General features: G+C 38.6%; 15 protein-coding genes and 1 pseudogene. 6 read left to right on the top strand and 10 right to left on the bottom strand.

What is annotated here, in order from left to right; translation table 11 throughout:
- Positions 1–5: 5 nt before the first annotated feature.
- Entirely contained in the window at positions 6–989 is a 984-nt protein-coding gene (locus DV434_RS02570) for a DNA polymerase III subunit delta' (protein ID WP_118785224.1), read from the bottom strand.
- Between the two features lie 195 nt (positions 990–1,184).
- On the opposite strand from DV434_RS02570, the gene DV434_RS02565 reads away from it, so the two are divergent.
- Positions 1,185–3,296 carry an autotransporter outer membrane beta-barrel domain-containing protein gene (locus DV434_RS02565; RefSeq protein WP_192882515.1) on the top strand — a complete coding sequence of 704 codons (2,112 nt, stop codon included), beginning with the start codon at positions 1,185–1,187 and terminating at the stop codon, positions 3,294–3,296.
- Positions 3,297–3,645: 349 nt separating this feature from the next.
- Here the strand turns inward: DV434_RS02565 and tmk are convergent, their stop codons facing one another.
- The 4 genes from tmk to pyrR all read right to left on the bottom strand — a co-directional run bounded on the left by tmk (position 3,646) and on the right by pyrR (position 6,962).
- Positions 3,646–4,278, bottom strand: coding sequence for a dTMP kinase (tmk, locus tag DV434_RS02560; RefSeq protein ID WP_192881470.1), 633 nt, complete (start codon positions 4,276–4,278; stop codon positions 3,646–3,648).
- A 16-nt stretch (positions 4,279–4,294) separates the two neighbouring features.
- Positions 4,295–5,341, bottom strand: a complete 1,047-nt coding sequence (mltG, locus tag DV434_RS02555) for an endolytic transglycosylase MltG (protein WP_118785299.1) — start codon at positions 5,339–5,341, stop codon at positions 4,295–4,297.
- 70 nt (positions 5,342–5,411) lie between these two features.
- Positions 5,412–6,347 (bottom strand): peptidylprolyl isomerase, encoded by a 936-nt coding sequence (locus tag DV434_RS02550; protein WP_192881469.1) that lies wholly within the window; start codon positions 6,345–6,347, stop codon positions 5,412–5,414.
- A 75-nt stretch (positions 6,348–6,422) separates the two neighbouring features.
- Complete coding sequence (gene pyrR / locus DV434_RS02545; RefSeq protein WP_005626142.1) at positions 6,423–6,962, bottom strand: bifunctional pyr operon transcriptional regulator/uracil phosphoribosyltransferase PyrR; 540 nt, start codon at positions 6,960–6,962, stop codon at positions 6,423–6,425.
- A gap of 131 nt (positions 6,963–7,093) precedes the next feature.
- On the opposite strand from pyrR, the gene mazG reads away from it, so the two are divergent.
- Positions 7,094–7,885 carry a nucleoside triphosphate pyrophosphohydrolase gene (gene mazG, locus DV434_RS02540; protein ID WP_118785221.1) on the top strand — a complete coding sequence of 264 codons (792 nt, stop codon included), beginning with the start codon at positions 7,094–7,096 and terminating at the stop codon, positions 7,883–7,885.
- Between the two features lie 74 nt (positions 7,886–7,959).
- Here the strand turns inward: mazG and DV434_RS02535 are convergent, their stop codons facing one another.
- The 5 genes and pseudogenes from DV434_RS02535 to DV434_RS02515 all read right to left on the bottom strand — a co-directional run bounded on the left by DV434_RS02535 (position 7,960) and on the right by DV434_RS02515 (position 9,927).
- A complete protein-coding gene (locus DV434_RS02535; protein ID WP_118785220.1) occupies positions 7,960–8,172 on the bottom strand; it encodes an IS3 family transposase in 213 nt (70 codons plus the stop codon).
- A 17-nt stretch (positions 8,173–8,189) separates the two neighbouring features.
- Positions 8,190–8,366 (bottom strand): annotated as a pseudogene (locus DV434_RS02530) (IS3 family transposase); the annotation flags it as partial.
- The gene (locus DV434_RS11095; protein WP_118785298.1) at positions 8,351–8,581 is read right to left on the bottom strand and encodes an IS3 family transposase; all 231 of its coding nucleotides are present in this window, start codon (positions 8,579–8,581) and stop codon (positions 8,351–8,353) included. The pseudogene DV434_RS02530 and the gene DV434_RS11095, both read right to left, overlap by 16 nt.
- Before the next feature lie 80 nt (positions 8,582–8,661).
- Positions 8,662–8,997: a transposase gene (locus DV434_RS02520; protein WP_118785218.1), complete on the bottom strand. Its 336-nt coding sequence runs from the start codon at positions 8,995–8,997 to the stop codon at positions 8,662–8,664.
- Positions 8,998–9,051: 54 nt separating this feature from the next.
- On the bottom strand, positions 9,052–9,927 hold the full coding sequence (locus DV434_RS02515; protein WP_118785217.1) for a VirK/YbjX family protein: 876 nt from the start codon (positions 9,925–9,927) through the stop codon (positions 9,052–9,054).
- A gap of 189 nt (positions 9,928–10,116) precedes the next feature.
- Here DV434_RS02515 and lon point away from each other — a divergent pair, with 189 nt between their 5' ends.
- The 4 genes from lon (at position 10,117) to serA (ending at position 15,833) form a co-directional block, all read left to right on the top strand.
- Positions 10,117–12,531 carry an endopeptidase La gene (gene lon / locus DV434_RS02510; RefSeq protein WP_118785216.1) on the top strand — a complete coding sequence of 805 codons (2,415 nt, stop codon included), beginning with the start codon at positions 10,117–10,119 and terminating at the stop codon, positions 12,529–12,531.
- 127 nt (positions 12,532–12,658) lie between these two features.
- Positions 12,659–13,810 carry a radical SAM family heme chaperone HemW gene (gene hemW / locus DV434_RS02505; RefSeq protein WP_118785215.1) on the top strand — a complete coding sequence of 384 codons (1,152 nt, stop codon included), beginning with the start codon at positions 12,659–12,661 and terminating at the stop codon, positions 13,808–13,810.
- A gap of 101 nt (positions 13,811–13,911) precedes the next feature.
- The gene (rpiA, locus tag DV434_RS02500; protein WP_118785214.1) at positions 13,912–14,571 is read left to right on the top strand and encodes a ribose-5-phosphate isomerase RpiA; all 660 of its coding nucleotides are present in this window, start codon (positions 13,912–13,914) and stop codon (positions 14,569–14,571) included.
- Between the two features lie 29 nt (positions 14,572–14,600).
- Complete coding sequence (serA, locus tag DV434_RS02495; RefSeq protein ID WP_118785213.1) at positions 14,601–15,833, top strand: phosphoglycerate dehydrogenase; 1,233 nt, start codon at positions 14,601–14,603, stop codon at positions 15,831–15,833.
- Positions 15,834–15,841 lie beyond the last annotated feature (8 nt).

Genomic DNA, 15,841 nt, shown 5'->3' with positions numbered 1-15,841 from the left:
TTAATTTATTGCGTTTCAAATACTTCGGTGACTAATCGCGTCAAACCATCTAATAGCATCAATTCCACATTCACGCCATTAATCGTCAGTAAATCTGACCGCACTTTTTGCATAATTTTAATGGCTTGTAATAAACCAAGAGCGGTTTGCTCATCGCTGAATTGTTCAATACCACGCCCGAGATCAGCCACTTGTCGATGACTATCAATTTCAAGTTTATGTTTTAAACAATCGGAAAGAAAAGCTAAAATCCAATCCACTTGCTGAACATAGCGTTCTTTATCAAACAACGGAAGCAATTCCAATGGTGAACGTCGACGATAGAACACCCAAAATTGACGCAAGAAGTTTTTACGCTGTTCAATCAGCCCTTGTTGTAAAGTCTCCAATGCTAAAAGTGGTCGTCCAAGATTCATCGCAAGTGCGGTCAAAATTTCCTGATTTTCAGCCGCACTTTCTGATTTCAACCAATCAACAGCCATTTGTTCATTAGGCACGGAAAGATTCCACACTTGGCATCGACTATAAATGGTTGCTAATAAACTTGCTGAACTATCCGTTTGAAGCAAAAAATAAGTATTTGGACGAGGCTCTTCCAATGTTTTCAATAACGCATTAGCAGCCGCTTCCGTTAAACGTTCCGCTCCTTGCACATACACCACTTTATTGCCGTTTTGTTGTGCATGTTGAGCAACCATTTCATTAATGTCGCGTACTTGATCAACGCCAATATCCTTACCGTCAATCGGGCTTAATTCATGATAATCTGGATGGCTATGGGCTTGCATTAAATGACAAGAATGGCATTGACCACAAGGTTTATCACCTTGAGCCACACACATTATTTTCTGTGCAAGTGCATTAAATAAACGTTCCACGCCTAAACCAGCATCCGCTTTAATCAGCACAGCATGATGCCCCAAACCTTCGTCAAAGGTTTGAACAATTTGATGATAAATTGGCATTAGCCAAGGGTAAAGTGCGGTCATTTTTCCAGAAATTTTTGAGAATAACGAGGGCAATTATACACATTTTCAAACTGGCTTGACAAAATAGCAAAAACAAACGTTTTCTTTTATAAGTAGGAACTAAATACAGAAAATATGAACTAAATCACATATTTCCCTCATTTTTTTTGCTAAAATAGTTATTCCTCATTTTTACTTGACAAAGGAAAATTTATTATGAAACTCGAAGCAAGCAAGCAAGCAAGCAAGCAAGCAAGCAAGCAAGCAAGCAAGCAAGCAAGCAAGCAAGCAAGCAAAAAGTTTAAAAAATCATTTATTTTAAGTCTATTGTTTTCTGTTCTTTATTCTTCCCCGCTTTTGGCTGTTGATTATGTTTACGACTCAGCCAAACTGACACCTGACCAAATTGAACGATTAAAAAAATTGAGAGATAAAAACAGCGAATACTGGAAAAAAGAAACTTATTCTTTAGGTAATCTTCCTCCTGAGGCACCTGCAATTGCTTGGCTTCATCATCCTCTATCTACGGGTCCTACCTCGAACGACATAATTATAGATAAAAAAAAGAAAATTTCTTTTTATGATAAAGAATATACTAAAGATTATCTTGTGGGGTTTGCAGAAGGTTTAGGGGTTGAAAGAAGAAATGGGGAGGAAGAGGCACCGATACGAAAATATCTTAAGGAATGTTTAAATTCGGGGGATGCTTTTAATTCCAGTAGCCACTGTAAAAACCCAACCGCCCATAATTCAGGAACGACAGATGATTTTTTGAGAAAAATTAGGTTGTACAGCAACCTTTTCCGAAGATATATATATATCGAAGATAGCAATATTAACAGTGAAATTTTGGCAGTCGGAAATTATACCCACCTGGTAAAAAAAGAACTTGAACGCCGTTATAATGCATTTATAAAACATTTCTACAGCAACCCATTTTTTCTTACTGTTGGCAATTCACATGTTATAGGGCAAACAATTGATTTAGTAGAATTTAATCTATATAACTCTCTCTGGGAACCCCGTTGGGACTCTGATGTTGAACTATTGGAAACAGAAAATGCAGACATCCGTTTTAATACTAAAAATGAAAGTTTACTCGTAAAAGAAGATTATGCTGGCGGAGCTCGTTTTCGTTTTGCTTACGATCTAAAAGATAAAGTCCCTGAAACACCAGTTTTAACTTTTGAAAAAAAGATAACTGGCACATCAGATATTATTTTTGAGGGAAAAGCGTTGGATAATTTGAAACACCTAGACGGACATCAAATTGTCAAAGTAAATGGCACCGCAGATAAAAATGCATTTAGACTTTCTGGTAAATACCGAAAGGGAATTTATACGCTCTCTTTACAACAACGCCCAGAGGGCTTTTTTACCAAAGTGCAAGAACGCGATGATATTGCGATTTATGCACAACAGGCTCAGGCTGCCAATACGTTATTCGCCTTGCGTTTGAACGATAAAAACAGCGATATTTTCGACCGCACTTTGCCACGCAAAGGCTTGTGGTTGCGTGTGATTGACGGACATTCTAAGCAATGGGTGCAAGGCAAAACAGCACCTGTAGAAAGCTATCGAAAAGGTGTGCAACTCGGCGGCGAAGTATTCACATGGCAAAACGAAAATAATCAACTTTCTATTGGCTTAATGGGCGGACAAGCAGAACAACACAGCACTTTCCGTAACACAGATACAGGCAATCTTACAACAGGAAATATGAAAGGCTTTGGTGCGGGCATTTATGCCACTTGGCATCAACTTCAAGATAAACAAACAGGGGCATATGTTGATAGCTGGGCACAATATCAACGCTTCCGCCATAACATCAATAGTGAAGAGGGGGTAGAACACTTTACTTCAAAAGGTATCACCGCCTCAATTGAAGCAGGTTACAATGCTTTATTGGCAGAACACTTAACGGGGAAAGGGACTCAAATTCGTTTTTACCTACAACCACAGGCACAACTGACTTATTTGGGTGTAAATGGCGGCTTAACCGATAGTGGTAATAGTAAAGTGAATTTACTTGGCTCTCGCCAATTACAAAGCCGAGTGGGCGTTCAAGCTAAAGCACAATTTGCTTTCACTAATGGAGTCATTTTCCAACCATTTGTTGCCGTCAATTCAATCTACCAACAAAAACCTTTCGGTGTTGAAATAGACGGTGAACGTCGAGTGATAAACAACAAAACCACGATTGAAAGCCAATTTGGTATAGCAGTGAAAATCAAATCTCACTTAACTTTACAAGCCACATTTAATCGCCAGACAGGCAAACATCACCACGCTAAACAAGGTGCGCTGAATTTACAGTGGATGTTTTAAGTTAAATAGTAAAAAATAAAATCGGCAGGGAAATTCACTGCCGATTTTTTATTTTAAAAGTGCGGTTATTTTTCGTGTAATTTCCACCAATTTTTTACCGCACTTTCAATGCCAGTCAATGTAGGGTGGGCGTAAGCCCACGCGTATTATTAATAATATTCTTTTTTTTCGTGGGCTTACGCCCACCCTACGGGCTTAACCTTACAAGCCACATTCAATCGCCAAACAGGCAAACATCATCACGCTAAACAAGGTGCGCTGAATTTACAGTGGACGTTTTAAGTTAAGTTGTAACAAAATAAAATCGGCAGGGAAATTCACTGCCGATTTTTTTATTTTAAAAGTGCGGTCATTTTTCGTTTGATTTCCACCAATTTTTTACCGCGCTTTCGATATCAGCTTGCACAAGTTCAATACTCTGCTCTGCATTAATTATGACTGCTTTTGGATTATCTTTTACTAACGCTAAATAGCGTGCTCGAGTGCGATGGAAAAAATCCAAATCCATTTGTTCAATACGATCTAACTCGCCACGTCCACGAGCTCGCGCTAAACCGACACTCGGATCTATATCCAAATAAATCGTGAGATCTGGCTCAAAATTGCCTAATACGGTTTCTTTCAAAGTAAGCATAAAATGCGGGTCTAATTGACGTCCACCACCTTGATACGCCTGAGATGACATATCGTGACGATCACCTACCACCCATTTTTCTTGCATTAAAGCAGGTTTAATCACATTTTCCACCAACTGAATACGCGCTGCATAAAGCATTAATAACTCTGCTTTCGCTGTCACAGGTTCTTCGGTTTCATGTTTAATTAGATGACGTAATTTCTCTGCCAATGGTGTTCCGCCCGGTTCGCGAGTAAACACCACATCTTTAATCCCCAGTTCATGCAAGACTCGCACAACAGACTGATGAGCGGAGCTTTTCCCCGCGCCTTCCAACCCTTCAATGACAATAAATTTTCCTTTCATATTTTCTTCCGCACTTTTATTTGGCATTTTTCTGACTGCGATACCAACGTAAATATTCTTGTACCGCTTTGTTATGTTCATTCAAATTTCGGGTAAATTTATGGCCGCCGCTGCCATCGGCAACAAAATAATAAAAGTCCGTTTTCGCTGGATGCGCCACAGCCTGCAAAGCACTTTCACTCACCATCGCAATCGGTGTTGGTGGTAGCCCCTCAATCATATAGGTATTGTAAGGAGTTATCGTTTCCAAATCTTTCTTACGAATATTACCGGTATAGCTCTCACCCATTCCATAAATCACCGTTGGGTCAGTTTGTAGTTTCATATTAGCTTTTAAACGGTTAATAAATACCGAAGCCACTTGTGGACGCTCCTCTGCAATCCCCGTTTCTTTCTCCACAATAGAAGCCAAAATCAGCATCTGATACGGATCCGCTAATGGGAGATTTTCATCGCGCTCATTCCACGCTTTATCTAAGGCTTTTTGTAAACGAGTAGCTGAACGTTTTAATAATTCAAGATCAGTCGAGTTTGGCGTGTAGTTATAGGTATCTGGATATAACCACCCCTCCATGTTATTCCATTCGTAAACGGCTTTTGCAACGGCTGGAATATCCAATAACGCCATAATTTCTTTATCACTTTTACCTTGCAAGGTTTGTTTTAAGTGCGGTGCATTTTCAAGATCTTTTCGCCAATCCTTGAAAGTTTTTCCTTCAATCCATTTTACATTGAACTGCACTTCCTTACCTGAATTAAGCAAATCCAGTAAATCTTGCACAGTTTTAACATTTTCAAGAGAATAAGTGCCTGCTTTTATTTTATTTAGCTCGGGTTTCAATTTAAGCAAATAAGGCAATAATTTCCCATCATCAATTAATTTTTCTTGCTCAAAAAGTGCGGCTAATTTTAAACCTGTTGTGCCACGTTCAATAGTTAAAAGTTGATCTGTATGCACATTTACTGGTGTTTTTACAAATTCAGTCATTTTGTAATAACCAAAACTAGCCACGCCCGCTAAAATCAAAATTAAAAGTAAAATCGCAATTAAAAATTTCTTCATAAGGTATAAGAAAGAGAAAATAAAAAACAACAAAAGGGGCAATTAAAGCCCCTTTCTTTTTGATACTTTGTTATTTATTAAAATACTGAATATTCGCTCTTTTACGCAATGCCTTTACCCAATCCTTTGTCGCATCTTGTAATTGAGTGTTCACTAAACGTTCATATGCTTTTTGTGTGTAGGATTCTGCTGTAAGATCGCCATCACGTGTGCCAGTTACTTCCAAAATATGCCAACCGAACTCGGTTTTAAATGGTTCAGAAATCACACCTTGTTTACTTTTCACAACGGTTTGCGCAAACTGTGGTGCATAAGTTTCTGGGAACGCATAACCTAAACTTCCACCATTTGCACCTGATAAATAATCTTTAGAATACTTTAATGCGGCATCAGCGAAAGTTGTTTTACCTGCAATAATATCAGAACGAATTTTAGCTAATTGTTTTTTTGCTTGAGCATCATTTAACAATGGATTAAGTTTTAACAAAATGTGACGTACTTCGTATTCTTTACCTGTAACTTTTTGTGCGGTGCCTTGTGATTTTGCTTCATCCAACATTTTTTGACCAAGTGCAACCACTTCTTCACGCGTTACATCAATACTTTCTTGAATAGCTTTGTTACGTACAGCCCCCATCACCATTTGATTGGCAATTTGCTGACGAAATGCATTTAATGAAATGCCTTGATAATCTAACGCATCCAAAAATTGACCATAAGTTAAACCATTTCTTGCCGCAGTATCTTCCACAACACGATCGATTTCACGCGGATCAATTTTTACACCAGATTCTTGAATCGCTTTTTGTACTAAAAGATCATCAATAATTTTATCAAGTGCGCTTTGGCGATCGCCTTTTTTACCCATATTCGCACGTACTTGACTTTCTAATACAGGAATACCATCCACCGTTGCTACAACATGTTCCTCCGCTTGTGTCATAGAAACAAAAGCGACACATCCCAAAGCAGCCAATAAAAAAGATCTTAAAACAAATTTTTTCATTTTCATTTCATCCAAAAAGAGTCAATAACGTTGGTTAGAGTAACAATTCTACTGAAGGTTCACAATAGATAAGATTTATTTCCCTAGAATAGCAACTTCGTAACAGCCATCTTGTTTTTCAGTTCGAACTTGTACAAGTTCATCACGGCTTGTTGGCACATTTTTACCTACGTAATCAGCACGAATGGGTAATTCACGATGACCACGATCAACAAAAATCACTAATTCAATTTTTGCAGCACGACCAAAATCAGTCAGAGCATCCATTGCCGCTCGAATGGTTCGACCAGTAAACAGTACATCATCAACCAAAATGACGGTTTTATCTTGAATATTCAAATATTGTGATGAACCACTATAAACTGGCATTTTATCTTCCTGATCAACCAAAGTTAAATCATCGCGATAAAAGGTGATATCCAGCTCCATTGAGGGTAAATTTATACCACTTAATTCTTCAACTCGACGTTGTAATAATTCCGCAATTTCCGCACCACGGCGTTTAATCCCAACAATAACAAGATCATCCAACGTTTGATGTTTTTCAATAATTTCGTGAGAAATACGCGAAATCGTGCGAAGAAAACGATCGTGGTCGATAATAATTTTTTCCATTTTTCCCAGCTTTATCAATAATGTTTTAATGCGCAAAGTATAAAGAAAATACGCCTAAAAAGCGATGGTATTTGCACCATTTTTATCCTTCGTTATACTATCCAAAACATCCCATCAAAGGAAATAAAATTATGCGCTACTCCATTCAAGATTTTATTCAACTCATTGCCCAACTTCGTAATCCAAATGGCGGATGCCCTTGGGATTTAAAACAAAATTATGAATCCATGATTCCTTGCTTAACGGAAGAAACTTACGAAGTAATCGAAGCGATTGAGAAAAAAGACATACCAAATTTACGCGAAGAATTAGGGGATTTATTGTTACAAGTCGTTTTCTTCAGCCAGCTTGCTACAGAAGATAAATACTTTACTTTTGATGATGTATTGCAAGATGTTGCTGAAAAAATTGTGCGCCGTCATCCTCACGTGTTTGGTGATGCAAAAGCGGGGGACGAAACAGAAGCCCTTTCCCGTTGGAACGAAATGAAAGCCAAAGAAAAACAAGGTAAAAGTGAAGAAACCTCTATTTTAGATAATGTGCCTCGTGCTTTACCTTCTCTTACGCGAGCGGCAAAATTGCAAAAACGTTGTTCAAAAGTAGGGTTTGATTGGGAAGAAATTTCACCCGTATTTGACAAAGTGCGGGAAGAATTAGAAGAAGTTCAAGTTGAAATTCACCGCACGTCGATTGAACAAAATAAAGCGGAAGAAGAAATCGGCGATTTATTGTTCGCAACCGTCAATCTTGCTCGCCACTTAAAATGTGATCCTGAAGATGCATTACGGAAAGCGAATTTAAAATTTGAACGTCGTTTTCGAGCAGTAGAACAAGCGGTTCAACAACAAGGTAATCAAGTTAATGATGTGCCACTTATTGAGTTAGATTTGTTGTGGGATGAAGTGAAAAAACAAGAAAACTAATTGAGAAGTGCGGTAAAAATTTCTCTCATTTTTACCGCACTTTGATATGCCCCCCAAAAAGTTGGACAGGTTAGTTAACTTAAATATTGAGCTCGGTATTGCACTGGGCTCAATCCTTTTAAACCAAGTTTAATGCGTTTTTGGTTGTAATACACTAAATATTCTTCAATTTCAGCCTGCAATTCAGCAATTGAATGATAAGTCCGTGAGTAAAAACACTCTGATTTTAATATCGCAAAAAAGCTTTCAATCACCGCATTATCGTAGCAATTTCCTCGGCGGATCATACTTTGCACCGCTTTACCTATTCCGCCGAGCCATACAATACACCTTGGTCGCTATGAATAATCGGGTATTCTGTCGGTTTAAGCCGACTAAGCCCTTGTTCTAACATCTTTTTTACCAATGAAAACTTCGGGCGTGTCGCAAAGTTATAGGCAATAATTTCTCGGTTAGCCAAGTCCATCAACGGTGAAAAATAAAGCTTTTCTTGCGTAAAATGGAATGAATACCTAACTCGTTCATTAGCTTTAACACCGTTTTATGATTCAAATTAAAACCCATTTGACGTAATTTACACGTCATGGGGCGATAACCATCTCGTTTTCTGTTCTTTTTATACAGCGATAAAATAGCTTCTTTAGCCTCGTGATAATTTCGCTTAATCTCTTTATAGTAAAAGCTTGAGCGAGGCATTTTAGCCACACGAAGTAAATCATTTAATGCGTGGTTTGGCTTCAATCTTTCAATGATTTTTCTTTTTTCTGTCGCTGTTTTTAACGGTCGAGCGCCTCCAACTCATTTAGGTAAGCAATCTCCGCACGAGCCAAGGCGAGCTCTCGTTGTAACTTTTTAAACGCTTTAGGTGAAAAGTCTGTAGTTTCTGGAATTTCAATGTCTTTCTTTTTCATCTTTGGCTTCACTATTTTCGGGGTTTGAAGATTTGTATAAGGCGATTTTACGCCATCAAGCCCTCTTTCTCGAAATGCTTTTAGCCAATAAATGACGAGAGCATGGGAAATTTTATGAAGTTTAGCCACCTCACGGATACCATAATTCTGTTCAGTGACGAGTTTGATAATTTTCAAACGAAATTGATACGAGTAGGACATAATCTGCACCTCAAATTAGGTGTCCAGGTTTTGGGGTGCAGATCACTTTCTTCGTTAAAGTTGCTGAATATCCAATGCCATTTGGTCTAACATTTCATAACGTTTACGATACATAGAACGTTTTTTACTTGCGATATCTTCTAACTGTTTGCGTTCAATATCTAAAGGTAATTGCCAATAATTATTGCGATATTCCCCTTGATTCTCTTGCCAGAACTCATCGTAATTAAACAAAATCTTACTGCGCGCAGAAAGACGATATTTTCCTTGCGCTTTGTGCGGAATGCCCACTAACTCACATTGCCATTTTTCAGCAAGTATTTTGAACGCATTAACCAACATAAACATTGGACGCATACCATGCAATGCTTTCGTAGCCTGTTTCACAAGCTCTTGAGCATTGTCACTTGAGGGGCCTTGAATCGAGGCGATAAGCAATTTATTCGGGCTCAAAAAAGTGAAAGACGCATCATATACTCGCTCATTATGTTGATTACGAATATTAATAGAAAAATACCCTTCAAAGGGATCGATATGATTGATACTCAAAAATAAACGCAAATCATCAGTTAATTGTGTTAACACAATATTTTGTTGATCTAATAATTGTTGGCAAAGCGAACGTCCCATTTTTTCTTCTGCCAAACGTAAATTCTCCGTAATCGCCGTTAAACGTTCTAAAGCAGAAAAGCGTTTATCGCAAAAAGTAGTCAGCACTGTATTTACACGATAATAATCTTGTGTAAATAAAGGCTGCCATTGAGTTTCTGTATTAAGAAAATCCACTAATTGGCTACATTGCTTTTGATACAACCATTTATAGCCATAATAACGTAATTTTTCCCGCACTTGTTTGAGAAAAGGGCGATCCTTGGAATAAGGATACATTTGAACGTAAGTGGGGAAAATAAAATTATTTTTCGTGGACATAACTCAATATTTTGTGAAATTTAATAAAATTGTCAGTTATTTTAGCGATTATCACTTCATTTGCCAAAATTCTTTTTTGTTTAAAACCCACTTTACAACTCAGATTTTGTTATAATCTTTTCCTTGAATTCCTTTTTCCCCACCCCCATATTTACCCAAATTATCGGAAAGAATTAAGAGAGATAAATTATGGCGAAGAATACCCAACGTACGATGCCCGTATTGCCATTACGCGATGTCGTCGTTTTCCCTTATATGGTGATGCCACTTTTTGTAGGGCGTGCAAAATCAATTAATGCCCTTGAAGAAGCGATGAACGATGATAAACAGCTTCTTTTGGTATCTCAAAGAGAAGCAGACTTGGAAGAACCTACCCCTGAAGATTTATTTGATGTGGGTACCATTGCTAACATTATTCAATTACTAAAATTACCTGATGGCACAGTGAAAGTGCTAGTTGAAGGTCAAAATCGCGCGAAAATTAACAGCCTTGAAGATGGCGAAAAGTGCTTTTCCGCAAAAATTACCCCTATCGAAACCACTTATGGTGATGAAAAAGAGTTAGATGTTGCGAAAAAAGCGGTACTTTCTGAATTCGAAAATTATCTCACCTTAAATAAAAAAATCCCTGCTGATGTATTAAATGCACTTCATCGCCTTGGTGATGCAGATCGTTTATCAGACACAATGGCTGCTCATTTACCAGTAAGTGTTCGCCATAAACAAAGCGTCTTGGAACTTGCTAACGTGCAAGACCGCTTAGAATATTTGCTTGGTATGATGGAATCAGAAGCGGACATTCTCCAAGTTGAAAAACGCATTCGCGGTCGCGTAAAAAAACAAATGGAGAAAAGCCAACGTAACTATTATCTAAGCGAGCAAATTAAAGCCATTCGTAAAGAAATGGATAGTGGCGAAAATGAAGACACGATTGATGAAGTTGAACAACTTCGTCAAAAAGTAGAAGCAGCAGGCATGCCGGCAGAGGTACGCGACAAAGTGGAAAATGAGTTACAAAAACTCAAAATGATGTCAGCTATGTCTTCTGAAGCGACCGTTGTTCGTAGCTATATTGAATGGATGATCCAAGTGCCTTGGCATCAACGTTCTAAAGTGAAAAAAGACATTTCGAAAGCACAACAAGTATTAGATGCCGATCACTATGGCTTAGAACGAGTGAAAGAACGTATTCTTGAATATCTTGCAGTACAAGCACGTTTAAACAAAGTGAAAGGACCCATTCTTTGCTTAGTTGGCCCTCCAGGCGTAGGTAAAACCTCTCTTGGTCAATCTATTGCTAATGCCACTGGTCGTAAATATGTACGCATGGCATTAGGCGGTGTTCGCGATGAGGCAGAAATCCGTGGTCACCGTAAAACCTATATTGGTGCATTGCCAGGTAAATTAATTCAAAAGATGGCAAAAGTAGGTGTAAAAAATCCATTATTCTTGCTTGATGAAATCGACAAAATGGCATCCGATATGCGAGGAGATCCAGCATCAGCATTGCTTGAAGTATTAGATCCCGAGCAAAATACTACATTTAACGATCACTATTTAGAAGTGGATTATGATCTTTCTGATGTGATGTTTGTGGCTACATCAAACTCCATGAACATTCCAGGCCCATTATTGGATCGTATGGAAGTTATTCGTCTTTCTGGTTATACAGAAGATGAAAAACTTAATATCGCGATGCATCATTTGTTAGCGAAACAAATTGAACGTAATGGTTTGAAGAAAGGCGAGCTTACTGTCGAAGAAAGTGCAATTTTAGATATTATTCGCTATTACACTCGTGAAGCGGGTGTTCGTGGATTAGAACGTGAAATCTCAAAAATCTGCCGTAAAGCAGTGAAAAATTTATTAGTAAATCCAAAACTTAAATCTATCACGGTAAATTCAGATAATCTGCACGATTATCTTGGTGTCAAACGCTTTGAATTTGGCAAAGCTGACACACAAAACCGCATTGGTGAAGTGACAGGTCTAGCTTGGACAGAAGTGGGCGGTGATTTACTCACTATTGAAACCGCCTCCGTTGTCGGTAAAGGAAAACTCACATTTACCGGTTCATTAGGTGATGTGATGAAAGAATCCATCCAAGCAGCCATGACGGTTGTACGTGCTCGTGCGGATAAATTGGGTATTAATTCTGAGTTCCATGAAAAACGCGACATTCACATTCACGTGCCAGATGGTGCGACACCAAAAGATGGCCCGAGTGCAGGTATTGCAATGTGTACTGCATTAGTTTCTTGTTTAACAGGCAATCCTGTACGTGCGGATGTAGCCATGACAGGTGAAATCAGTTTACGCGGTAAAGTATTACCAATCGGTGGATTAAAAGAAAAACTTCTTGCTGCACATCGTGGCGGAATTAAAACCTTATTAATTCCAAAAGAGAATGTTAAAGATCTCGAAGAAATTCCAGAAAACGTAAAACAAAATCTTGCGATTCATGCAGTAGAAACCATTGATGAAGTACTTGGTCTTGCATTGGAAAATCCACCTGAAGGCATTGAGTTTGTCAAAGTTGAAGCTAAAGCGGCAAAATCACCCCGCCGTAAAGCGACCAGTAAGACAGAAAGAGCGGTCAATTAATTGAACGTTTTAGGGCTTGTGAAAACAGGCCCTTTTTATCAATCTTCGCTATACGATTTAATCTTTACACAACATTGATTTGTACTTTTTCTAACTGTTCTCACATTTAAAACTTGTAAATAACAGCATGCTCAAACTTCCTCCACTTTCCCTTTATATACACATTCCATGGTGCGTTCAAAAATGCCCTTATTGTGATTTTAATTCGCACGCACAAAAAGGCGATATACCAGAACAAGACTATATTCATCACCTTTTGCAAGATCTGCAGACCGATTTACATCGCTTTAACTATTCTATTCAACAACGAAAACTCCATTCAATTTTTATTGGTGGCGGTACGCCAAGTTTGTTCTCGGCAGAAAGCATTGCGTATTTATTAAAAGAAATAAAAAAGCAGATTGATTTTGAAGATAATATTGAAATCACATTAGAAGCGAATCCTGGCACGGTAGAAGCTGAACGTTTTAAAGGTTATGTTTCAGCAGGCATTACGCGAATTTCTATGGGAATTCAAAGTTTCAATGATGATAAATTACAGCGTCTTGGGCGGATTCATAATGCAGCAGAGGCAAAAAGTGCGGTCAGTTTAGCAAAAGTTTCTGGGCTAAACAGTTTTAATTTAGATTTAATGCACGGTTTGCCGAACCAAACGTTGCAAGAAGCTTTAGATGATCTTTGTCAAGCAATTGAACTATCCCCTCCCCATCTTTCTTGGTATCAGCTTACTATTGAGCCAAATACGATGTTTGCTTACCGCCCACCTAAATTACCGGATGATGATGAGCTCTGGGATATTTTTGAGCAAGGCCACCAACTTTTAACCGCAGCAGGCTACCAGCAATATGAAACCTCGGCTTACGCAAAAGCGGGTTTTCAATGTAAACATAATTTGAATTATTGGCGGTTTGGGGATTATTTAGCCATTGGCTGTGGCGCACACGGGAAATTGACGTTTCCGAATGGTGAAATTACCCGTTTTTCTAAAACCAAGCACCCGAAAGGTTATTTGCGTGGCGAATATCTTTACGAAGAAAAAAACGTGCTAGAAATTGACCGCCCTTTTGAATTTTTTATGAATCGCTTTCGTTTGTTAGAAGCGGTGCCCAAACAAGAATTTGAAGATTACACGGGTTTATCGCAAAGTGCGGTGAAAAATCAAATTGATTTTGCCATTCAACAAAACTATATTGTGGAAAACGCTGATTCTTGGCAAATCACTGAGCATGGCAAGTTATTTCTCAATGAACTATTGGAATTATTTTTAACGGAATCGTAGCTTATCCGTTAAACCTCTCATTGCTGAAAATTACACTTGTTTATTCAATACTCCCGTAATAAAGTAACGCAATCGTTTACTTATTAAAATAAGGAAAAGAAATGAATCAATTAGAAATGAAAAAACTCGCCGCACAAGCCGCATTACAATATGTAAAAGCTGACACAATTGTTGGCGTGGGAAGCGGCTCCACGGTGAACTACTTTATTGAGGCTTTGGGTACAATCAAAGATAAAATTCAAGGCGCCGTGGCAGCTTCAAAAGCATCAGAAGAATTATTACGTAAACAAGGTATCGAAGTATTTAATGCAAATGATGTCTCTAGCTTAGATATTTATGTGGATGGTGCAGATGAAATCAATCCACAAAAAATGATGATAAAAGGCGGCGGCGCAGCGCTCACTCGTGAAAAAATCGTCGCGGCATTAGCCAAAAAATTTATTTGTATTGTGGATTCTAGTAAACAAGTGGATGTGTTAGGTTCGACCTTCCCATTACCCGTTGAAGTTATTCCAATGGCTCGTTCACAAGTAGGCAGAAAATTAGCCGCACTTGGTGGCGCACCTGAGTATCGTGAAGGTGTGGTGACTGATAACGGCAATGTGATTTTAGATGTACACAACTTCACTATTTTAAATCCAGTTGAAATGGAAAAAGAATTAAACAACATTGCGGGTGTCGTCACTAACGGGATATTCGCGTTACGTGGCGCAGACGTTGTGATCGTCGGTACGCCTGAAGGCGCCAAAATTATTGACTAATTCATAATAAAAATCATAAGGAAGCAAACATGACAAACAAAGTCTCTCTAGACAAATCAAAAATCAAATTTGTATTGTTTGAAGGTGTGCATCAAAGCGCACTTGATACGCTCCATGCGGCAGGCTATACCAATATTGATTACTATAAAAAAGCGCTAGATGGTGATGAATTAAAAGAAGCCATTAAAGATGCACACTTTATCGGCTTGCGTTCTCGCACCCATTTAACGGCAGAAATGATTGAAGCCGCACCCAAATTAATCGCGGTTGGCTGTTTCTGTATTGGTACCAACCAAGTGGATTTAAATGCAGCAAAAGCGCGTGGAATCCCTGTATTTAATGCCCCATTCTCAAACACTCGTTCCGTCGCAGAACTTGTATTAGGTGAGATTTTATTACTTATGCGCAATGTGCCCCAAGCTAATGCCGAAGTACATCGTGGCGTCTGGAATAAATCAGCGGCGGGATCTCATGAAGTGCGGGGTAAAAAACTAGGAATTATTGGCTACGGCCACATAGGCTCACAGTTAAGTATTATTGCTGAATCATTAGGCATGGATGTATATTTCTACGATATTGAAAATAAACTTCCGCTTGGCAATGCCAAACAGGTTCGTAGCCTTGAAGAATTACTCACTTCTTGCGATGTGGTTTCATTACATGTGCCAGAACTGCCATCTACCAAAAACTTAATGAACGCTGAGCGTATCGCACAATTAAAACAAGGTGCAATTTTGATCAATGCTGCACGCGGTACAGTGGTAGATATTGATGCTCTCGCTCAAGCATTAAAAGACGGGAAAATTCACGGCGCTGCCATTGATGTATTCCCAATTGAACCTGCGTCAATTAATGAAGAATTTGTCTCTCCGTTACGCGAATTTGATAATGTGATTTTAACTCCACATATCGGCGGTTCAACAGCAGAAGCACAGGAAAATATCGGTTTTGAAGTGGCAGGCAAATTTGTTAAATATTCAGACAATGGCTCAACCCTTTCTTCGGTAAACTTCCCAGAGGTCTCTTTACCAGAACACGAGGGAACAAAACGCTTATTGCATATTCACGAAAATCGTCCTGGTATATTGAACAAACTGAACCAAATTTTCGTCGAAGCCGACCTCAATATTGCGGCGCAATATTTACAAACTGACCCGAAAATTGGTTATGTTGTCGTTGATGTAGAAACGAATGATGCATCGCCATTACTGACAAAATTGAAGGAAATTGATGGCACAATTCGTGCGCGGGTACTTTACTAAATAGAAAA

It is taken from the genome of Haemophilus haemolyticus, from assembly GCF_003493685.1.
Taxonomy (GTDB): Bacteria; Pseudomonadota; Gammaproteobacteria; order Enterobacterales; family Pasteurellaceae; genus Haemophilus; species Haemophilus haemolyticus_O.
This window is presented reverse-complemented; position numbering and strand designations above follow the sequence as displayed.